This is a genomic window from Rhizobium ruizarguesonis (genome assembly GCF_012349115.1).
Lineage (GTDB): Bacteria > Pseudomonadota > Alphaproteobacteria > Rhizobiales > Rhizobiaceae > Rhizobium > Rhizobium ruizarguesonis.
In genome coordinates this window covers 267,978-287,727 of the sequence record NZ_PQIG01000078.1, presented here as the reverse complement: position 1 = coordinate 287,727, position 19,750 = coordinate 267,978, and the positions used below count along the sequence as shown (strand labels likewise).

The following is a 19,750-nucleotide window of genomic DNA, read 5'->3' as shown; positions in this document are numbered from 1 at the left end:
TGGGAAACCATCATGAACCTCAACCAGCATTCTGCGCATCCAGACTCCGATCCCTTCGAGCTCAGCGCGTTCTCCCGCGGCCTCTATATTGGCGGCGCCTGGCGGCCTGCGGCGGGCGAGGGTCGGATCGAGGTGATCGACCCCTCGACCGAGGCGGTCATTGCCGCCGTGCCGGATGCGACCCTTGCGGATGCGGCAGCGGCCGTGGAGGCTGCCGCAAGCGCGGCGGAAAGCTGGCGCGAGACCCCGCCGAGAAAGCGTTCCGAGGTCCTGCGCCGCTGCTTCGAACTTATGGTGGAGCGCTCCGAAACGATTGCCAGGCTCATTTCGCTCGAGAACGGGAAGGCGTTGCGTGACGCGCGCGGCGAGGTGGCCTATGCGGCGGAGTTCTTTCGTTGGAACGCCGAGGAGGCGGTGCGGATCTCTGGTGAGTTCGGCCTTGCCCCGGCCGGCGGAAACCGCATCGTCGTCGATTACCAGCCTATCGGCATCTGCGTTCTCATCACACCGTGGAATTTCCCGGCCGCGATGGCGACCCGCAAGATCGCGCCTGCCCTTGCCGCAGGCTGCACCGTCATCCTGAAGCCCGCGAGCGAGACGCCGCTGACGGCCTATGCGCTTGCGGCTCTCTACGAGGAGGCTGGCGTGCCGCCGGGCGTCGTGAACGTGATGACAACATCGACGCCAGGCCCCGTCATCGCCGCCATGCTGGCCGACCCGCGCGTGCGTAAACTCTCCTTCACAGGCTCGACCGGCGTCGGCCGCACGCTTCTGGCGGAAGCGGCGAAAAATGTCATCTCCTGTTCCATGGAACTCGGCGGCAACGCGCCGTTCATCGTTTTCGACGATGCGGACATTGACGCGGCGATCGAAGGTCTGATGGTCGCGAAAATGCGCAATGCGGGCGAGGCGTGCACGGCGGCAAACCGCATTTATGTCCAGTCCGGTATCCACGATGCCTTCGCGGAAAAATTTACCCGACGCATGGCCGCCCTCAGGGTCGGCCCGGGTGTGGATCTGGATACCGAGTGCGGTCCGATGATCACGCGCAAGGCGATGGAGAAGATCGAGCGCCTTGTTGCGGACGCCATTTCGCGCGGCGCGCGCGCGCTCTGCGGCGGACGAACATTGGCAGGACGCGGCTTTTTTTATCCGCCGACGGTGCTTGTCGATGTTGCCCCGGCCTCCGACATGGGCTGCGAGGAGATTTTCGGTCCCGTCGCGCCGCTCTACCGTTTCGAGAGCGAGGCAGAGGTCATCGCTGCCGCCAATGATACGGAATATGGCCTCGCCGCCTACATCTATAGCCGCGACATTGGCCGCGGCATGCGGGTCGCCTCCAAGGTCGAGGCCGGCATGATCGCCCTTAATCGTGGACTGGTCTCCGATCCCGCTGCCCCCTTTGGCGGTGTGAAACAGAGCGGCCTTGGACGTGAAGGAGGGCAGCATCACGGTATCGCGGAGTTCATGGAAGCCAAGTACATTGCGACAAGTTTCTGAGGGAGGAACCTGTGGCCGCCGATCCGTTCCGCATTCGTGACCATGTCGCAGATTTCGACGAGATCGTCGGCGATATCCGTGCTCGCAGCCTTGCAACGCGGCGCACTGTCGCCATGGAGGCCAACATCGCCTACGGGGCTTTGCCTGGCGAGACGCTCGATATCTTCCTGCCAAACAGTGCCGGCTCGGACATGCCGATCCACATGTTCATCCATGGCGGCTATTGGCGGATGTTTTCCAAGGAGGACTATTCCTGCGTCGCTGAGACCATCACCGGCGCTGGCACGGTCGCAGCCATCGTCGATTATTCGTTGATGCCCATGGCGAGAATGGACGTCCTTGTTGGTCAGGTCCTGAAAGCCAAGGCTTTTCTACTCGCGCATGCCGATCGTTTTGGCGCCACGTCAAAGCGGTTCTCCGTCAGTGGCCACTCCGCCGGTGCACATCTTGCAACCTTTCTCTTCCATCGTTCGCCAGCGCCTTCGGGCGTAGTTGCTGCTTTCCTGCTTGGCGGGCTATACGATCTCGAACCCCTGCAGACGTCCTTCCTGCGTGACGAGATCGCCTTGAGCGACGAGGAGGTGCGACGGTTTACGCCCATGCATCAAGAGCACGATCCTGCAACGCGTGTCGCTATCATGACCGGCGAACTGGAAACTGATCCGTTCAAAATACAGGCAAACGCGTTCAGGGACATTCTTGCCGCCCAAGGGCTTGACGTACGGGCATCGCAGGTCGCAGACGGCAATCACATGAGCACGGTACGCGATCTCGCCGTCGCTGGCACGCCCGTGGCGGCGGCATTGCGCGCCTTTATTGCCAATAATGCCGGTGAGGAACCGAAGCGATACACCTTCCCTTGACCGCCGGCCTTTCGTGATCGTGGCAATCGAAGCGTGATGCATCGGCTCCTATGGCCGGTACCAAGTCGTGCCGATCCGCGTCGTCGAACGTCGCGCAAAGCCCGACCGAGTCCTAAAAATCCGCCACTTTGCCCCAGGCGGATCCCCCGAACCGGTCGGGATGATAGGGCCTGGGATCGACGATCGGCTCGTCGCCTGTGACGATATCGGCAATCAGATGACCGGCGCCAGGCCCGATGCCGAAGCCGTGGCCGCTGAAGCCGGCGGCAAGGATGAAACCCGGCAGGGTGGCGATCTCGCCGATCCCCGGCACGCCGTCGGGCGTGCTGTCGATATAGCCTGCCCAGGCCGCGCTGATGGCGGTCTTCTTCAAGGCGGGCAGAAGCTCGAGCGCCCGCGCATGGGTGAGGGCAATGGTGGCCTCGTCGACCGTCGGGTCGAGGATGCGCATGTGCTCCATCGGCGTCGGCCTGTCGAGCCGCCAACGGGCCAGAGATTCGTGACCCGAACGAAACCCTTCCAACCCACCGGGTGCGAGACTGCGCCAGCGCCGGGCGAACATCGGCAGGAACTGCCGCGCGAAGCGGAACTGCTGTGGCGTCGGATCGACGCGGGCGCGGCCGCTGATCGCCAGCGTGTGGCCGCCATCGCGGCGTCGCGTCACCGAAACGGCGGATGTATGCAGCGCATCCGGAAGGCTGCCTGCGCCCGGAGATACGGAGAGGATCGAGGAGCGTATCGAGGCTTGCGGAAATCGAATGCCGAGCTGGCGGCAGAAGGAGGAGGCCCAGGCGCCACCGGCCAGGATCGCGATTTTCGTGCGGATCGTGCCATGCTCGGTGACGACGCCCGAGAGCCTGCCGCCTTCGACGTCGAGGCCGCGGGCCGCACAGGATTGATGCACCGTGCCCCCGAGTTTAAGGATCGCACGCGCGACGGCCGGCGCAGCGCTCGCCGGATCGGCGGTGCCGTCGGTCGGTGAAAACACCCCGCCTTTCCAAGAGGTGCCGGTGGCGCGCCCGCGTTCGGTTGCCTCGGCGCTGCTCAGCATATGCGTCGTGACGCCGACCGAGCGGGCGAAATCGCGCCAACGGGCCCAACCGGACAGTTCCTCGTCGCTATTGCTGAGGTAGAAGAGACCGCAACGACGAAAGCCGGTGTCCTCACCGGTCTCAATGGCGAAGCGCTCCCACAGGTCGAGGCTCTTCGTCGACATCGGCAATTCGCGCGCGTCGCGATTCTGCTGGCGACACCAGCCCCAGTTGCGGCTTGATTGCTCGGCGCCGACCAGGCCCTTCTCGACGAGGGCGACCTTCAATCCGCGCCGGGTGAGATAATAGGCCGCGAAAACGCCGACGATGCCGCCGCCGATGACCACGACATCAGCGGTGGAAGGCAGTTCAGGCGTGGTATCGACGCGATTGAGCGGTGCGGGCATGGGAGCGTCTCCGTTTTAACAGTAGTGTAGCGGATCCGACGCCACGGCTTTGCCGGAGATCGGTTGGTGGCAGCAGAAGATTCCGTGTTGGGAGGATGCCAGCAGCCGTTTGTGCTTCGGCCTGTCTCGCAACGCGATCGACAGGCCAGCATCATGTGCTAAGGTTGGTCTGGGAAACAGGCAGCATAATCTGCTGCGTCATTGAGGGCGTGTGCGATGAAACTCGACCGGATCGACGTAAAAATTCTCTACGAACTGCAGAAGAACGGCCGCGTCACGAATGTGGAACTCGCCGAACTGGTCAATCTCTCGCCGAGCCCCTGCTTGATGCGTGTGAAGAAGCTGCAGTCGGAGGGCTATATCGAAGGTTATTCGGCCCAGATCAACGTCAGCAAACTCGGGCAGACGCTGACTGTGTTCACCGAAATCACCCTGAAAAACCATCGGCAGATCGATTTCGCCCGCTTCCTGGCGGCGATCGAGAAGGTCGACCAGGTGATCGAATGCCATCTGGTTTCGGGCGGCTACGATTATCTGCTGAAATTCGTCACCGCCGGCATCGACGAATACCAGACGATCATGGAGCGCCTCACCGATATGGACGTCGGCATCGACAAGTATTTCAGCTTCGTCGTCCTGAAATCGCCGATCATCAAGGCCCACATGCCGCTAACCACCTTGTTTCCGCATTAGCCGGCGAGAGGACCGCAGCCGGAGCCCCGCTCAAACACAAGATTTCGGGGTTCCAGACCGACCTCACCCCGTTGCCTTTCCCCGATCCAATCGGTCCTAAGCAGATGCTGATTCTCTGTCGCAGGTTGTTCTCCCTATAAGTGTAAGTTCCATACTGGTTGGAAGGACTTGCGACAGAATTTCGGGCTTGCTTTCCAAAGCCATGTTCGCTGCCACTTGCAGATCTCGTGCCGTGTAGTCCAGGCTTTTCAACACGACCCGACCGGGTGCGCGCCGTGTCTGGCAAGCGTGCAGGAGATCGGCACTCAGTGCCGGCAATAAGCCCGCACCAGTTCCGGATCCTGCTGGAGCCCGTCGAGCCAGGCCGGATCGAGCGTCGGCACGGATGAGAAGAGCAGTTGCGAATAGGGGTGCTGCGGGGCCTTCACTGTCGAGGAGGTGATTTCCTCGACCTTCCTGCCTCCAAACATCACGACGATCTCGTCGCAGATCGCCTCCACCACTGAGAGGTCGTGGCTGATGAAGATATAGGAGAGGCCGAGTTCGCGCTGCAATTCCTTGAGCAGGTCGATGACGGCGGCGGCGACCACCGTGTCGAGCGCCGAGGTAATCTCGTCGCAGAGGATCAGCTTCGGATCGGCGGCAAGCGCCCTGGCGAAGTTGACACGCTGCTTCTGGCCGCCCGAGAGTTCGCCTGGCCGGCGATGGCGCAGGTTGCGGGGCAGGCGCACCATGTCGAGCAGTTGATCGATCCGGGTGTTCCGCGCCTTTCGATCCATGCCGTGGTAAAAGACCAAAGGTCTGTCGAGGATGTCCTCCACCGATTTTGCCGGGTTGAGTGCGGTATCGGCGTATTGGAAGACGATCTGCATCTCGCGTAACTGATCGCGCGAGCGCTCGCGAGCGCTGCGACGCAGCTCCGTGCCGTTGAAGACGATACTGCCCACCGAGGCCGGCAGGATGCCGGCGATAGCCCGGGCGAGCGTCGACTTGCCGCAACCGGATTCGCCGATGATGCCGAGATTGCGGCCTTTTTCCACCTTCAGGCTCACGTGCTCGACCGCGCGAACGAGCGGCAGTCCGTCAGCCTGGCGCTGTCCATAACCCGCGACGAGATCTTCGATCCTCAGCAGGGGAGCGGTCGCGGGTTCGGCGGGGCCCACTGCGCCGCGCGGCTTTGGCTCAAAGGCAGCGAGCAGCTCCCTGGTATAGGGGTGCTTGGCATTGTTGAGGATCTCCTCGGTGGTGCCGGTTTCCTGGGTCTCCCCACCTTTCAACACCACGATGCGGTCGGCGATCTGCGCCACGACGGCAAGGTCGTGCGAGACATAAACGCCTGATATGCCGCCCTTTTTCATGACCGATTTGAAAGCCCGCAGCACTTCGATCTGGGTCGTGACGTCGAGCGCCGTCGTCGGTTCGTCGAAGATGACGAGGGTCGGGTCGCCGATCAGCGCCATGGCGGCGGCCAGACGCTGCAGCTGGCCGCCGGAAACCTGGTGCGGATAACGGCTGCCGATCGTCTCGGGTTCCGGCAGGGACAGCGCCCGGAAGAGCTCGACGGCCCGGGCACGCGCCTCATCCGGCGACATCAGCTGGTGAATACGCGTGACTTCGATCACCTGGTCCATGATCGATGTGGCCGGGTTGAAGGCGGCAGCTGCCGATTGCGGGACATAGGCGACTTCGGTGCCGCGCACCTTGGCGCGCTGCTTCTCGCTGAGCGTGACCATGTCCTTGCCGCCGACCGAAACGCTGCCGCCGGAGATACGACAGCCCGCGCGGGTGTGGCCCATGAGGGTCAAGGCGATGGTTGTCTTACCCGAGCCGCTCTCGCCGATCAGCGCGACGATCTCGCCCTCGGCAACATCGAGGCTGACACCCTTGATGATCTCGACACGTCGGCCGGAATCGGTGGTGGCTTCGACCTTCAGGTCACGGATTTCGATGAAATTGCTCATGACACACTCCGGTCGCGGATTTTCTGCGGCAGGTTGTCGATCAGCAGGTTGACGCTGATCGTCAGGCTGGCGATGGCAAGCGAGGGAAACATCACCGCCGGCGCACCGAATGGCAGGCCACCGATATTTTCGCGCACGAGCGCACCCCAATCGGCATAGGGTGGCTGGACGCCAAGGCCGAGGAAGGAAAGTCCGGAGAGCAGCAGAACGATGAAGACGAAGCGGATGCCGAGATCGGCAAGCACCGGTCCGACGATGTTGGGCAGGATTTCCGAGCGAATGAGATAGAGGGTGCTTTCGCCGCGGATGCGCGCAACCGTGATGAAATCCATTGCATTGATGTTGACGGCGAGCGCCCGGGCGAAGCGGTAAGCGCCTGGGATGTAGATCACCGACAGCGTCATGATCAGCACCGGGACTGAGGAGCCGACGGCAGCGACGACCACCAGGCCGAACAGCTTGCTCGGGATGGAGTTGAGGGCGTCGAGGAAGCGGCTGAGGATCGTGTCCAGCCAGCCGCCGGCGACTGCTGCGATCATGCCGAGCACGACGCCGCTGAAGCATGCGATCGTGACCGCCGCCAGCGAGATACCGACCGTGTAGCGTGCGCCCATCAGAATCCGCGAGAGCATGTCGCGGCCGAGATAATCGGAGCCGAGCCAGAGTTCCCGGCTCATCGGGCCGAAATAGTCGAGATCGATGATCTCGCCGACCGGGTAGGGGATGATCCATGGCGCGAAGATCGCAACGAGCGCCCATAAGAGGATCACAGTGAAGCCGATCGCGCCGACGATGTTGAAGCGATAGCCAAACCGGGTTCCGGACAGCCGGCCTGAGGTGGTTTCGGAACTGGTCATGGTCATCGGAGCCTCGGATTGGAAAGGATGGCGATGATGTCGGCGATGGTGATCAGGAGCAGATAGCCCAGGCAGAAGATCATCGCGCAGCTCTGGATCAGCGGCAGGTCGCGGGTGGCGACGGCATCCAGCATCAGCTTGGCGATACCAGGATAGTTGAAAATGGTCTCGACGATGATGACGCCTCCGAGCAGATAGGACAGCGAAAGCGCAACGGCATTGACGATCGGGCCGAGCGCATTCGGCAGTGCATGGCGAAAGACGATGCGCGGCCGGGAAGCGCCCTTGAGCAGCGCCATCTCGACATAGGGTGTGTTGAGCGTCTCGATGACAGCCGCGCGTGTCATGCGGATCATCTGGGCCGAGACGACGAAGGTGAGGGTGATCACCGGCATGGCATAGACGCGCAGCACGTCGGTCAGACTGTGGACCTCATTGGCGAAGGACAGCGCCGGCAGCCATTTCAGATAGACGGCGAAGATGAGCGCCGCGGAGGTCGCGACCATGAACTCCGGCACGGAGATGACGCCGATGGTGATCACGGTGACGATCCGGTCGTAAAGGGTGCCGCGCAGCATCGCCGCAGTGATCCCGAGCGTCAGCGCGATCGGCACGGAGAACAGCGCGGTAACGCCGGCGAGTTTCAGCGTATTGACGAAGCGGCCGGCGATGAGAGCGGCAATCGGCATTTCGTTGGCATAGGATGTGCCGAGGTCGCCTTGCAGCAGCCCGACTAACCAGCGCAGGAAACGAAAGAGCGCCGGTTCGTCGAGATGCATGGCCTTGCGCAGGCCTTCGACGGCTTCCGGCGTGGCGGCTTGGCCGAGCAGGATCGTCGCCGTATCTCCCGGCAACAGCGTTGTCGCGAAGAAGACGGCGAAGGAGACGATCACCAGGGTGATCACGGCGACGAACAATCTGCTCAGTACAAGGGATAAGACCTGGCGGTTCACGGGCGTCTTCCCTTTGCGTTCGAGTTAAGTTCCATCAATGCAGATGGAGGAACTGGGGCGCGGCTGCAGCCCCAGTCTCCTTTGCTGTATCAGGCTTCAAGCCAGACATATTCCGCGAAAGCGTATCCCATCTGGCCGCCTAGCGGGTTGGCTTCCAGGCCCTTGAGCTTGGCGGTCGTGGCATCGACGTTCGAGATATAGGCCGGAATGATTGTACCAGCTTCCTGGGCGACCATGCCCTGCATCTCGTTGTAGATCGTCTTGCGCTTGTCTTGATCGAGAGAGCCGCGCGCCTCGATCAGCATCTTGTCGAACTTCTCCGACTTGTAGTGGCTTTCGTTCCACGGAGCGTCCGAGGTGTAGAGCAGGGAGAAGAGGATATCGGGGGTCGGCCGCGGGTTGATATTGCCGAAGTGGATCGGCGCCTTGAGCCAGTAATTGTCCCAATAACCATCGGATGGCACTCGCTGCACATCGAGCTTCATGCCGATTTCGGCGCCGGCCGCCTGGATGATCATGGCCATGTCGATCGACGAGCTCGCCGCATCGGAGGCGATGATCGGGATGGATTGGCCAAGCACGCCGGCCTTGTCGAAGTGGAACTTCGCCTTCTCAGGATCGAAGGCTCGCGCTTTCAGCTCTGCGTCATGATAGAAGTTCGCCGGTGAAACGGGTTGATCGTTGCCGACTTCACCGAGACCGCGCAGCGCCGATTTGACGATCTGTTCGCGATTGACGAGATACTTCATGCCCTCGACGAAGTCCCGCTTGTTGCCGGGCTCCATATCCAGTCGCATGTTGAGATTGGTATAGTTGCCGGACGTCGTCTTAGACACGGTGAAGCCGTCGCCCTGGGCCTCGACGAGGCGCATCGAGCGGGGGTTGATCGTGGCTGCGAGATGGATGTCGCCCGCAAGCAGTGCGTTGACGCGGGCATTGTCGTCGCTGATCGCGAAATATTCGAAGGAATCGACGTTCGGGCCGGATTTCCAGTAGTTCTTGTTCTTGATCCCGACCGAGCGAACGCCCGGCTCGAAGACTTCCTTGACGAAAGCGCCGGTGCCGTTGGCTTTGGTGAAATCGGTCGTGCCGTCGGAAACGATCATGAAATGATGCATCGACAGGATGGTCGGCAGGTCGGCATTCGGGCTGGCGAGCGTGATCTCGACGGTTTGTTTGTCGACCGCCTTGAAGCCGGTCATCTGTGCGGCGATCTTGGCGACCTTCGAGCCGACGGACGGATCGAGATGGCGCTTCAGCGAGAAAACCACGTCATCGGCGGTCAGCGGCTTGCCGTCATGGAAGGTAACGCCGGTCTTCAGCTTGACCGTCCAGGTCTTCGCATCCTTGGACTCGATCGCGTCGGCAAGCTCCATCTGCGGCGTGCCTGATTTGTCGAGGAAGGTCAGGCGATTATAGAAGGAGCAGCACCGGACATAGTCGGTGGAGAGCGATGCCTTGGCGGGGTCGAGCGTATCGGCCGTCGAGGACGACCAGCCGGCCGCTTTGAGCGCGCCGCCGGAAACGGGCGTGGCGGCGAGCGCCTTGCCGGCGCGGCCGAGCACGAGCCCGCCGGCCGACATGGCCACGCCGCCCGCAAGCATCATATGCAGCAACTCGCGACGGGTCGCGCCACGACGGATGGCGGTTTCGACCATGGCGTCGTCGGATCTGGTCCAATTGGTGATCTTGTCGTTCATCTCATTCCCCTTTTCTTCTGTGGCGGGCTGCCCGTTGCGGGCAGGCCCGATCTGCTTTCAAAGTCAGGCGCGCGCAGCGGCCACGGCATCGGCAAGGCCGGCCATGGAGGTAAAATGGTAATCGGGTTTGGTGAACTCGGCCGGCTCGATCGTGCCGCCGTAACCCTTCACGGCATGTCGCCGCTCGATCCAGCAATTGGTCAGCCCAAGTTTCCTGGAAATCCCGATATCGTGGTACTGGCTCTGGGCGACATGCAGGATGTCGTCCTTCGAATGTCCTTCCGAGGCGACGTAGTCGAATACCTTCTCGAAGAATGCGGGATCGGGTTTCTCGGTCGCCGTATCATCCGCGGTGAAGGCGGCATAAAAGGGATTGCCGAGTTCCTTCTCGAAGAAATCGAATGCCCAGCGGCGGGCGTTGGTCATCGCCACGAGGCGGTAATCTTTGGCAAGACTGGCCAGCGCTGCGGCGCTGTCTGCAAAACCCTTCCAGCTCTTTGCCGAATCCCGCAGTTGTTCGCCATATTTTTGGTCAGTGGGCAGGCCGAGCTTCGGCGCGATCGCGAGGTAGACGCGAACGAGGTCGTCGGGGAAGAGGTCGGCATCCTCGGAGTAACGGGCTGCCCGGTAGAGGCTAAGAGCCTGCTCGCCGTCGATTTCAGTCCCCGCCTCGGCCGCGATCCCGGCGAGGCAGGTCTTGAGGCCGCCTTCGAAGTCGATGAGCGTGCCGACGACGTCGAAGGTCAGGTATTTGAATTCCGGAAGGCTTTTGCTCACGTGAATTCCCCAGTGTTCGGCTCCGATGGGAGCTCGGCTTCTCGAAGAAGAAAATTCTGTTCCGCTGGCGGGGTCTTTGTCCCGCTCTTGTATGGAAGGCCGGCTTCTGCGGAGGCCTTTCGTTGATTTCAGTGTGTCACCTGCACCGCACCGGATTCGCCGAATAGGCATCATGATGCGGCACAAAATACCGAATCTGACCGTTTCGCGATATTCTCAGGCTTGCAGAGCCCGACGCACATCCGGGTCCTCCAGCGTCTCGTCCAGGGTGATGCGGGTGCGCTCAACGATCGCATCTATCTCCGTTTCGGTGCAGCAGAGCGGCGGAGCATAGCCAAGCACACCATTGCCGAAGGCGCGGATGACGAGGCCGTTCTCCCAGGCGCGATCGAAGATGCGGCGGGAGGGTTCGGCGGATGCCGGCAACGGCGTCTTGTTCACCTTGTCGACCACAAGTTCGACGGCGGCGAGCATGCCGCGGCCGCGGACATCGCCCACGAGCGGATGATCTCTGAGCGACTCCAGACCCTGCATCAGGCGCGCACCGGCCCTGACACCGTTTTCGAGAAGGCCGTTTTCGTAAAGCCTCAGGACTTCAAGGCCGACTGCGGCGCTGACGGGATGGGCCGAATAGGTATAGCCATGGCCGACGGCGGCGGCACCCGCGCCCTCGGCAATCGCTTGATAGACGTGATCGGCCATCAAGACGGCGCCCATGGGGACGTAGCCGGAGGTCAGGCCTTTGGCGGTGGTCATGAAATCGGGCACGACTTCATCCTCGCTGCAGGCAAAAAGCGGGCCGGTGCGGCCAAAGCCGGTGATCACCTCGTCCGCGACGAAAAGGATGTCGTGCGCGCGGCAGAATTCGCGCATGGCTTTCATCCAGCCTTTCGGCGGCACCAGAACGCCGCCCGAGCCCTGGATCGGCTCGACGTAGAAAGCGGCAACGCGTTCCGGCCCGATCGTCTCGACCTTGCTTTTCAGCGCCGCAAGCGAGGCTTCGATGATCGCCTGCGGATTGTCGCCCACCGGGTTGCGATAGGCATAGTGAGACGGAATCTTATGCTGCCAATCGAAGGGAACGCCGAAGCCGGCATGGAAGGCAGGCAGCGCGGTCAAACCCGCTCCAACCGTCGAGGAGCCATGATAGCCCTGTTCGACCGAGATGAACTGATCGCGCTGAGGCTGCCCACGGGCATTCCAATAGTAGCGTATGAAGCGGATCGTGCTGTCCACCGCATCCGAGCCGCCGAGCGTGAAATAGACGTGGTTGAGATCGCCCGGTGCGCGGTCGGCGAGTTCGCTGGCAAGCCGGATCGCGGGCTCGGAGCCGAGGCCGAAATATGCCGTCGCATAGGGAAGCTCGCGCATCTGACGGGCCGCCGCCTCGACGATGCTTTCGTGGCCGTAACCGGCATTGACGCACCAGAGGCCGGCGAAGCCGTCGATCAGCTGCTTGCCGGAGGCGTCGGTGACCGTCGCGCCTTTGGCCGAGGCCAGCACGCGCACGCCAAGCTTTTCATGGCCGCGGTAGGAGGCGACCGGATGGATGAGGTGGGCGCGATCAAGTTCGATGAGGGAATTGCTGTACATGGAAATCTCCGGATCAGCCGAGTGCCTGGCTGGCGAGGGCAAAGGTGGTGGCGGTCAGATCGGCGGCGTCGTTGGCCAACGGCTTTTTCATCGTGATTCCGCCGCCGACATGGGCGAGCCCGCGTTCGGCGAGCCACGGGGAAAGGCCGGTCTCGGCCGTGGTGTCGACCCTGAGGAACCGTCCGGGCCGCCTGGCGATGAAATGTTCGATGAGTTTCCTGGCCTCGCCGAGGTCGGCGGCCACCACGGGTCCGATCACTTCGCCGCGGCCGAAGGGGCGCAGGCAAGCGAACCCGGAAACGCGGCCGTCGCGGCGAATGACGGCGAATTCGCCGATCCCGGCGAGATAAGAGAGCAGCCCTTCGCGGTCGGCGCCGAAGGCAAGGCGGTCGAGTGCCGCGATAGCAGGGAGGTCGGCGTCGGTAGCGGCTTCCGTTTCCGCCGGCGCGGCGATTTCTCCGGCAAGGCCCTGGTGCTGCAGCACGGTTCCCGTCTCGTGGAAGCCAAGCTTCTGGTAGAGCGGCAGGCCTGCCGTCGTCGCCACCAGCCTCAACGGTCGGTCTCCGGCGGCCAGCAATGCGGCGTCCATGAGTTTCCGGCCGAGGCCCCTGCCGCGCATCGTCTCGTCGACGATGACCATATTGATGGTCGCACAATCTCCCTTGTAAGGCGTGACGAGGACGGTGCCGACGACCTTTCCGTCCTCGACCGCAACCATCCCGTCGCTCAAGGCGAGCGCCAGCTGCCAGTCTTCCGTCCGATGGGGCCAGCCCGCCTGTCTTGAGAGCGCGACGGCGGCTTCCAGATGGTCGGGGCCGAACGGGACGATTTCGATCTGACTTGCTTGCATGGGAGCGTCCTTCATGTCGTGCCCGCCAGTCTGCCGGAGCGCCGGCGGGCAGATCGTCTGAAGGCCATGGTTCAAGCAGTATCTTATGGCGTTGCTGTCATGGGGCGCCGCATCTTATGCTAGAACTAACCGATATCCATCCTATCGAGGTTCTGTCAGTGCATCATCGCCAGCGCTGCGGCAAAGAAATCTTCGCCTCCGAAGTTTCCTGATTTCAACGCCAGAAGCATATCGCCCTGCGCATTGCCGACCGTGCGCAGCACCGGTACGCCGGGCGCAATCTCCGGGCCGATCAGAAATGCCGGAATGGCGAGCCTGTCGACCGCCGCTCCTGAGGTTTCGCCGCCTGCGACCACAAGGCGGCGCACGCCTCTCTCCACCAATTCGGCTGTGATGATCGACGTCGCGGTCTCGATCGCGTGGCCGGAGGCCTCTCGCCCGTAGAGTGATTGCAGCCGTGACACGGTTTCAGGCGCAGCGCTCGCGGCGATGACGACGGGGCCGGCGGAGATGCGGTCTCCGGCCCAGGAAATCGCCGCGGCGATCTCATCGGGACCGGCAAGCAGCCGCTCCGGGTCGAGCCGCAGGACGGGCATCGACCGTTCGGCGATGTCGAGCTGGCGGAGCGTCGCCTTGGAGCAGCTGCCGGCAACGATCGCTGAAAGCCCGCCCACCGGGCGAATGGCGTCCGCCGTCGTTGCGCCGCCGGACGATATCCGGCCGGAGCGGACGAGCGCGCGGGCAAGGCCGAGGCCAAGACCGGACGCACCGGTGGACACTGGCGTTTCCAACGCGATCTCGCCGAGCGTTTCAAGATCCCGTTCGAAAATTGCATCGGCGATAACAGCAGTGACGCCTGCCTTGCACAGGGCGTCAAGCCTCGCCTTGACGGCGCCGGGTCCGGCCGCAATGGCTGCGAGATCGATCAGTCCGACAGCGTTGCGCGATTGTCGGGTGAGCACCCGAACGAGATTGGCGTCATGCATCGGATTGAGGGGGTGGTCCTTGAGCGGGCTTTCGTTCAGCGGCTGTCCGCCAACGAAGAGATGGCCAAGATAGACGGTGCGTCCCGTTTCCGGAAAGGCGGGTGTCACCAGCACGCCGCCGCCGCCGGCCGCATCGCTCAAGGCCTCGGTGACCGGACCGATATTGCCGGCATCGGTGGAATCGAAGGTCGAGCAGATCTTGTAGAGCACATGGCCGGCGCCCCGTTGGCGCAGCCATCGCTCGGCGCTCGCCGCGGCCGCGACGGCATCCGAAGCCGGGACGGAGCGGATCTTCAGGGAAACGACGACGGCGTCGACATCCGGTAATGCCAGCGACGGATCAGGGATGCCGACCGTTTGCACCGTGCGCAGACCGTTCTTCGTCAGCGTGTTGGCGAGGTCGGACGCACCCGTATAGTCGTCAGCGATTGATCCGAGCAAAATAGCCATCGTCTAGCTCCGTGCAAAAGGTTTGAACCAGCCAAGACCGTCCAATGTGTGGCCGCGTGGGGCGTATTCGCAGCCGATGAAACCGTCATAGCCAAGGCGGTCGATTTCGCCGAACAGATAGGCATAGTTCAACTCCTCCCCGTCCGGTTCGTTGCGTGACGGCACGCTGGCGATCTGGATATGGCCGGTGATCGGCAGCAGGCCTCGCAACGCGATAGTGACGTCGCCATGGATGATCTGACGGTGATAGATGTCGAACTGCAGCTTCAGGTTCGGCAGACCGCATTCGGCAATCAGCCGCTCGGCGGCGCCGAAGTCGTTGAGGAAATATCCAGGCATGTTTCGCCCGTTGATCGGCTCGAGCAGGAGATCGATGCCTTTTTCAGCAAGCCGCCCGGCAGCATAGGTGACGGAGCGCCGGTAAGCGGAGGAGGCGTCTTCGTCATGAGGGTCGGCGATGCCTGCCATCAAATGCAACCGTCTGACCCCCGTCGCCGCCGCATAGTCCAGTGCCCGCTCGACATCGGCTTTCAGTGCATCGAAGCGTCCGGGAAGAGCGGCGATGCCACGCTCGCCTGCTGCCCAGTCGCCCGGCGGCAGGTTGAACAGGGCCTGCTGCAGATTGTTGCGGGCAAGCCGTTCGGCGATCGCCTCCGGCGCGGCTTCATAGGGAAAGAGGTATTCGACGGCGGCAAAGCCGACATCGGCTGCGGCGTCGAAGCGGTCGAGGAACGCCCATTCGTTGAACATCATCGTCAGGTTGGCGGCGAAAACCGGCATGTCTAGCGTTCCTTTTACAGGCTCTGCGGCTCTTTGGTGGAGCTGGGCAATTCAGCGCCGGAAAGCTTGGCGTAGAGCCGCGCCAGCGAGGAATCGTCGTCACGGCCCATGCCCGCCCCGGAGGCGGCCAGATACATCTGCAGGGCGGCTGCCGCGAGCGGTACCGGATAACGCTCGGAGCGGGCCATGTCTTGGACGATACCGAGATCCTTGACGAAGATCTCGATGCTGCTGAGCGGAGTATAGTCTCCGGCCAGCACATGCGGCACGCGGTTTTCGAACATCCAGGAATTGCCGGCCGACGCGGTGATCACCTCGTAGACCTTGTCGAGGTCGAGGCCCTGCTTGGCGGCAAAGGTTATGGCCTCACAGGCGGCCGCGATGTGCACGCCGGCGAGAAGCTGGTTGATCATCTTGAAGGCGGCGCCTTTTCCGGCCGTGTCGCCGAGCTCGTAGACCTTGCCGGCCATGGCGTCGAGACCCGGGCGCGCCGTATCGAAGGCCTGTCTGGAGCCGGATGCCATGATCGTCAGTTCGCCACGCGCCGCCTTGGCCGCGCCGCCCGAAATCGGCGCGTCGAGGTAATGCAGGCCGAGAGCCTCCACCCGCCCAGCCAGATCGCGTGCGACGGCGGGATCCATGGTGGCCGACGAGATGAAGACGGCGCCGGGCTTCATCGCATTTGCGACGCCTTGAGGCCCGAACAGCACGGCCTCGGTCTGCGCGCCATTGACGACCACGGAGACGACGATGTCGGCATCCTTTGCCGCAGCGGCAGGGGTCGCCGCGCCACGTCCGCCATCGGCGACGAAGCGGTCCACTGCCGCCGGCGTGATGTCATATCCAACGACGTCGAGACCTGCGCGCTTCATCGACTGGGCCATTCCAAGCCCCATGGAACCAAGACCGATGACGGCCGCGATAATGTCGGGACCTGAGTTTTCAGCAAGCGGTGACATGAGGAGCTTCTCCAGTCTTGTGAGAGAGGTCTGCGCCCCTCCGGGTATCATCCCGGAGGGGCTGTAGCTCAGCGATTGACGCTTTTCGCCGGAACCGTCAACACGGCCAGCGAACCAATGATTAACGCAGCCGCCAGCAGATACATGCCGGCGCTGTTGGTGCCGGTGAAGTCTTTGAGATAGCCTACCAGGAACGGCCCGAGAAACCCGGCGAGATTACCGACCGAATTGATCCAGGCAATGCCGGCCGCAGCGCCCGTGCCGGCAAGAAACGCCGTTGGAAGCGACCAGAACAGTGGCGCGCAGCTGATGGCGCCGGCGGCAGCCAGCGACAGGCAGACAATCGAGACCGTCGTGCTCGTTGCCATCGTCGCCGCGACGAAACCACCGGCGGCGATGAAGGCCGGGACGACGAGGTGCCAGCGGCGTTCGCGCAGCCTGTCGGCGGAACGTCCGAGCGCCAGCATCACGACGAATGTGCAGATATAGGGGATCGCGGAAATCAGGCCGATATTGAGGTTTCCGTTGACGCCCGAGGCCTTGACGATGGTCGGCATCCAGAAATTCAGACCATATTGCCCGAGCACGAAGCAGAAATAGATCAGGCACATCAGCCAGACGCGGCGGTCGGCCAGCGTTGCGCCGATGCTGTGCGGGCTTGCCGTCTTGGCCCGGTTCTCCGCCTCGATATTGGCCGTCACCACGCGCTTTTCCTCATCGCTCAGCCATTTCGCGCCCTGGATCGTATCATCAAGGTAGAAGAACGTCGCGACGCCGAAAAGAATAGCCGGAATGGCTTCGATGAGGAACATCCACTGCCAGCCGGAAAGTCCGTGCGTGCCGTGGAAACTGTCCATCAGGAGACCCGAAAGCGGATTGCCGAAAATGGCGGATATCGGGATCGCCGACATGAAGGTGGTGATGATCCTGGCGCGGCGATGGGCCGGATACCAGGCGGTCAGATAAAGAATGATGCCGGGGAAAAATCCGGCTTCCGCAACGCCCAGCAGGAAACGCAGGACATAGAAGACGGTTTCCGACGACGTGAGCATGAAGGCGGCGGAAATGATGCCCCAGGTGAGCATGATGCGGGCGATCCACACCCGTGCGCCAACCTTGTTCATGATGATGTTGCTCGGCACTTCAAACAGAAAATAGCCGATGAAGAAAATGCCGGCACCGATGCCATAGGCGGCTTCCGAGAGGCCGAGTTCGCTCGACATCTGCAGCTTGGCGAAACCGACATTGACGCGGTCGAGATAGGCGACCACATAGCACAGCATCAAAAAGGGTACGATCCGCCAGAATACCTTGCCATAGGCACGGTCCTCGAGCGTCTGGGCGGGATGTGCGCCAATAACTGGCGCCTGCGTCTGCAGCGTCATGATTTTCTCCTCCGATTGTTGCCGCGGTCTCCTGTCGATCCTCCCGCGGCACGCCGAGCCACTTGTGGCAGCGCTGCCATTTTTATTAATCCATTTTGGCAGCGCTGCCAACAGCAAATTGGTAGCGCTGCCAAAAAAACCTTGCTTCTTGGCGGAAGCGGTGAAAAATGGGGGCAGAGCGGTGGTCATCGGGCGGGCAACCACCTCAACAGTCGGGTTTAGACGTAACGATGGAATTCAAAAATCAGCCGACGGTAACGCTTGCCGAGGTCGCCGAAGCGGCCGGTGTCGGTGAGAGCACGGTGTCGCGCGTGCTGCGCAACCACGGTTCGTTTTCCGGCAAGACGCGCGAGCGGGTGATGGCCGCCGTCGAGCGGCTGGGCTATGTGCCGAACCGGATCGCGGGAACGCTGGCCTCCACCGGTTCGCGTCTTGTCGCCTTCGTTATTCCCTCTTTGTCGAACATCGTCTTTCCCGATGTGCTGCGCGGTGCCAGTGCTGTTCTGGAGGAAAACCGGTATCAGGCGGTCTTCTCCGTGACCGATTATGATCCGGGCAAGGAGGAAGCGCTCGCCGCCGCGATGCTTGCCTGGCGGCCGGCGGCGGTCATGCTGGCGGGATGCGAGCATACGGAGGGTACAGTGAAGATGCTGCGCGCCAGCGGGTGTCGGGTCGTCGAACTGCTCGATCTCGACGGCGATGCTCTCGATATCGCGGTCGGCTTCTCGAACCGCGCAGCCGGACGGGAGAGCGCTGCCTTCCTGCTCAAGCGGGGTTATCGCCGGATCGGCTATGTCGGTCACGACCTGAACCGCGATACCCGTGCCGGCAAGCGGTTTTCCAGCTTTTGCGAAACGCTCGGCGCGCATGACGCCCCGCTCGTCGCCCGCGAAATTCTCGCCGGCGCTTCGTCCGTGGAAAACGGCAGGTTGGGGCTGGAGCGACTGCTTGCCCGGACGACCGATCTCGATGCGGTTTATTTCTCCAACGACGATATGGCGCTGGGCGGCTATTTTCATTGTCTGGCTCAAGGGATCGCGGTCCCCTCGAAGCTCGCCATTTTCGGCTATAACGGCCTCGATATCGGCCGGGCAACCCCACAGCCGTTGTCGACTATCCGAACGCCGCGCGTGGCGACCGGGGAGATAGCCGCGCAACTGGTCGTCACTAATGCGCCGCCGCAGTCCGTCGATCTCGGCTTTGAACTGGTCGAAGGGGCAACCGCGTAATATTGGAGGAACTGTCATGTCCGACACGCGCCTGCGTGAGGAAATCTGCCGATACGGCCGCTCGCTGTTCGAGCGCGGGCTGACGCCCGGTTCGTCGGGCAACATATCGTTGCGACTGGAGGATGGCGGCTGGCTGGTCACGCCGACCAACGCCTCGCTCGGCTTTCTCGACCCGGCACGGATCTCCAGGCTCGATGCCGAAGGCCGGCTCCTGTCCGGCGACAAGCCGACCAAGGAAATTCCGCTGCACACTGCCCTCTATGATACGCGCGGCAGCGCCCGCGCCATCGTCCATCTTCACTCCACCCACGCGGTGGCACTGACCATGCTGCCGGAGATCGATCCGCGCGCCGCCCTGCCGCCGATGACGCCATATTATCTGATGCGCGCCGGCGAAACCGCGCTGGTGCCCTATTATCGTCCCGGCGATCCGGCGGTGGCCGACGCCATCCGCGGGCTGGCGGGCAAATATTCGTCGGTGCTGCTGGCCAATCACGGACCTGTTGTCGCCGGTGACAGCCTGGAGGCGGCGGTCTTTGCGACCGAGGAACTGGAGGAAACGGCGAAGCTCTATCTGCTGTTGCGCAACCTCAATCCTCGTTTCCTCAGCCCGGCGCAGGTGGCCGATCTCGTCAACACCTTCGGCCTCGACCTTCCGTCGCATCACCATCACGATCACGACGGCGATTGAAGGCGTCATTCCGCCGGCCACTAACCGCGGGCAAGCGCGCAACCTTCTGCCAAACCCTGCTTTCGATACGATAGATTCTGCTTCC

Annotated in this window: 17 protein-coding genes; 5 read left to right on the top strand and 12 right to left on the bottom strand. The window is 62.6% G+C overall.

Annotated features, from left to right (window positions below):
* Window positions 1–12 precede the first annotated feature (12 nt).
* Together C3Y91_RS17445 and C3Y91_RS17440 are read left to right on the top strand one after the other, a co-directional pair.
* Entirely contained in the window at window positions 13–1,500 is a 1,488-nt protein-coding gene (locus C3Y91_RS17445; protein WP_130663849.1) for an NAD-dependent succinate-semialdehyde dehydrogenase, read from the top strand.
* Between the two features lie 11 nt (window positions 1,501–1,511).
* Window positions 1,512–2,363 (top strand): alpha/beta hydrolase, encoded by an 852-nt coding sequence (locus C3Y91_RS17440; protein WP_130663848.1) that lies wholly within the window; start codon window positions 1,512–1,514, stop codon window positions 2,361–2,363.
* Window positions 2,364–2,475: 112 nt separating this feature from the next.
* Here the strand turns inward: C3Y91_RS17440 and C3Y91_RS17435 are convergent, their stop codons facing one another.
* A complete protein-coding gene (locus tag C3Y91_RS17435; RefSeq protein ID WP_130663847.1) occupies window positions 2,476–3,801 on the bottom strand; it encodes an NAD(P)/FAD-dependent oxidoreductase in 1,326 nt (441 codons plus the stop codon).
* A gap of 216 nt (window positions 3,802–4,017) precedes the next feature.
* Between C3Y91_RS17435 and C3Y91_RS17430 the strand changes: the two genes are divergently transcribed.
* Window positions 4,018–4,494 carry an Lrp/AsnC family transcriptional regulator gene (locus tag C3Y91_RS17430; RefSeq protein WP_003549758.1) on the top strand — a complete coding sequence of 159 codons (477 nt, stop codon included), beginning with the start codon at window positions 4,018–4,020 and terminating at the stop codon, window positions 4,492–4,494.
* 305 nt (window positions 4,495–4,799) lie between these two features.
* On the opposite strand, the gene C3Y91_RS17425 is transcribed toward C3Y91_RS17430, so the two are convergent.
* The 11 genes from C3Y91_RS17425 to C3Y91_RS17375 form a co-directional block, all read right to left on the bottom strand.
* Complete coding sequence (locus C3Y91_RS17425; RefSeq protein ID WP_130693196.1) at window positions 4,800–6,455, bottom strand: ABC transporter ATP-binding protein; 1,656 nt, start codon at window positions 6,453–6,455, stop codon at window positions 4,800–4,802.
* Window positions 6,452–7,318 carry an ABC transporter permease gene (locus C3Y91_RS17420; RefSeq protein WP_018072919.1) on the bottom strand — a complete coding sequence of 289 codons (867 nt, stop codon included), beginning with the start codon at window positions 7,316–7,318 and terminating at the stop codon, window positions 6,452–6,454. The genes C3Y91_RS17425 and C3Y91_RS17420 overlap by 4 nt, the downstream gene beginning before the upstream one ends.
* Window positions 7,315–8,265, bottom strand: coding sequence for an ABC transporter permease (locus C3Y91_RS17415; protein ID WP_130663844.1), 951 nt, complete (start codon window positions 8,263–8,265; stop codon window positions 7,315–7,317). The genes C3Y91_RS17420 and C3Y91_RS17415 overlap by 4 nt, the downstream gene beginning before the upstream one ends.
* Before the next feature lie 89 nt (window positions 8,266–8,354).
* A complete protein-coding gene (locus tag C3Y91_RS17410; RefSeq protein WP_027688328.1) occupies window positions 8,355–9,965 on the bottom strand; it encodes an ABC transporter substrate-binding protein in 1,611 nt (536 codons plus the stop codon).
* Window positions 9,966–10,028: 63 nt separating this feature from the next.
* The gene (locus tag C3Y91_RS17405) at window positions 10,029–10,742 is read right to left on the bottom strand and encodes an HAD-IA family hydrolase (RefSeq protein WP_027688327.1); all 714 of its coding nucleotides are present in this window, start codon (window positions 10,740–10,742) and stop codon (window positions 10,029–10,031) included.
* A 216-nt stretch (window positions 10,743–10,958) separates the two neighbouring features.
* The gene (locus C3Y91_RS17400) at window positions 10,959–12,335 is read right to left on the bottom strand and encodes an aspartate aminotransferase family protein (protein ID WP_130663843.1); all 1,377 of its coding nucleotides are present in this window, start codon (window positions 12,333–12,335) and stop codon (window positions 10,959–10,961) included.
* Window positions 12,336–12,348: 13 nt separating this feature from the next.
* Complete coding sequence (locus tag C3Y91_RS17395) at window positions 12,349–13,185, bottom strand: GNAT family N-acetyltransferase (protein WP_168575624.1); 837 nt, start codon at window positions 13,183–13,185, stop codon at window positions 12,349–12,351.
* A gap of 155 nt (window positions 13,186–13,340) precedes the next feature.
* Complete coding sequence (gene otnK / locus C3Y91_RS17390) at window positions 13,341–14,621, bottom strand: 3-oxo-tetronate kinase (protein ID WP_130663842.1); 1,281 nt, start codon at window positions 14,619–14,621, stop codon at window positions 13,341–13,343.
* Window positions 14,622–14,624: 3 nt separating this feature from the next.
* Entirely contained in the window at window positions 14,625–15,401 is a 777-nt protein-coding gene (otnI, locus tag C3Y91_RS17385; protein WP_130663841.1) for a 2-oxo-tetronate isomerase, read from the bottom strand.
* A gap of 14 nt (window positions 15,402–15,415) precedes the next feature.
* Window positions 15,416–16,360 carry an L-threonate dehydrogenase gene (gene ltnD, locus C3Y91_RS17380; RefSeq protein ID WP_130663840.1) on the bottom strand — a complete coding sequence of 315 codons (945 nt, stop codon included), beginning with the start codon at window positions 16,358–16,360 and terminating at the stop codon, window positions 15,416–15,418.
* A 68-nt stretch (window positions 16,361–16,428) separates the two neighbouring features.
* Window positions 16,429–17,745 carry an MFS transporter gene (locus C3Y91_RS17375; protein ID WP_168250236.1) on the bottom strand — a complete coding sequence of 439 codons (1,317 nt, stop codon included), beginning with the start codon at window positions 17,743–17,745 and terminating at the stop codon, window positions 16,429–16,431.
* Window positions 17,746–17,975: 230 nt separating this feature from the next.
* Here C3Y91_RS17375 and C3Y91_RS17370 point away from each other — a divergent pair, with 230 nt between their 5' ends.
* Together C3Y91_RS17370 and otnC are read left to right on the top strand one after the other, a co-directional pair.
* Window positions 17,976–18,974 carry a LacI family DNA-binding transcriptional regulator gene (locus tag C3Y91_RS17370; protein WP_130663838.1) on the top strand — a complete coding sequence of 333 codons (999 nt, stop codon included), beginning with the start codon at window positions 17,976–17,978 and terminating at the stop codon, window positions 18,972–18,974.
* Between the two features lie 16 nt (window positions 18,975–18,990).
* On the top strand, window positions 18,991–19,665 hold the full coding sequence (gene otnC / locus C3Y91_RS17365; RefSeq protein ID WP_130663837.1) for a 3-oxo-tetronate 4-phosphate decarboxylase: 675 nt from the start codon (window positions 18,991–18,993) through the stop codon (window positions 19,663–19,665).
* The last annotated feature ends 85 nt before the right edge of the window (window positions 19,666–19,750 follow it).

What these genes read in the sequence shown, in the direction of transcription:
- C3Y91_RS17430 (WP_003549758.1), top strand. Translation starts at nt 4,018, where the DNA reads ATGAAACTCGACCGGATCGACGTAAAAATTCTCTACGAACTGCAGAAG.
- C3Y91_RS17375 (WP_168250236.1), bottom strand. Translation starts at nt 17,745, where the DNA reads ATGACGCTGCAGACGCAGGCGCCAGTTATTGGCGCACATCCCGCCCAG.
- C3Y91_RS17425 (WP_130693196.1), bottom strand. Translation starts at nt 6,455, where the DNA reads ATGAGCAATTTCATCGAAATCCGTGACCTGAAGGTCGAAGCCACCACC.
- ltnD (WP_130663840.1), bottom strand. Translation starts at nt 16,360, where the DNA reads ATGTCACCGCTTGCTGAAAACTCAGGTCCCGACATTATCGCGGCCGTC.
- C3Y91_RS17370 (WP_130663838.1), top strand. Translation starts at nt 17,976, where the DNA reads ATGGAATTCAAAAATCAGCCGACGGTAACGCTTGCCGAGGTCGCCGAA.
- C3Y91_RS17420 (WP_018072919.1), bottom strand. Translation starts at nt 7,318, where the DNA reads ATGACCATGACCAGTTCCGAAACCACCTCAGGCCGGCTGTCCGGAACC.
- C3Y91_RS17445 (WP_130663849.1), top strand. Translation starts at nt 13, where the DNA reads ATGAACCTCAACCAGCATTCTGCGCATCCAGACTCCGATCCCTTCGAG.
- otnI (WP_130663841.1), bottom strand. Translation starts at nt 15,401, where the DNA reads ATGCCGGTTTTCGCCGCCAACCTGACGATGATGTTCAACGAATGGGCG.
- C3Y91_RS17395 (WP_168575624.1), bottom strand. Translation starts at nt 13,185, where the DNA reads ATGCAAGCAAGTCAGATCGAAATCGTCCCGTTCGGCCCCGACCATCTG.
- otnC (WP_130663837.1), top strand. Translation starts at nt 18,991, where the DNA reads ATGTCCGACACGCGCCTGCGTGAGGAAATCTGCCGATACGGCCGCTCG.
- C3Y91_RS17400 (WP_130663843.1), bottom strand. Translation starts at nt 12,335, where the DNA reads ATGTACAGCAATTCCCTCATCGAACTTGATCGCGCCCACCTCATCCAT.
- otnK (WP_130663842.1), bottom strand. Translation starts at nt 14,621, where the DNA reads ATGGCTATTTTGCTCGGATCAATCGCTGACGACTATACGGGTGCGTCC.
- C3Y91_RS17410 (WP_027688328.1), bottom strand. Translation starts at nt 9,965, where the DNA reads ATGAACGACAAGATCACCAATTGGACCAGATCCGACGACGCCATGGTC.
- C3Y91_RS17435 (WP_130663847.1), bottom strand. Translation starts at nt 3,801, where the DNA reads ATGCCCGCACCGCTCAATCGCGTCGATACCACGCCTGAACTGCCTTCC.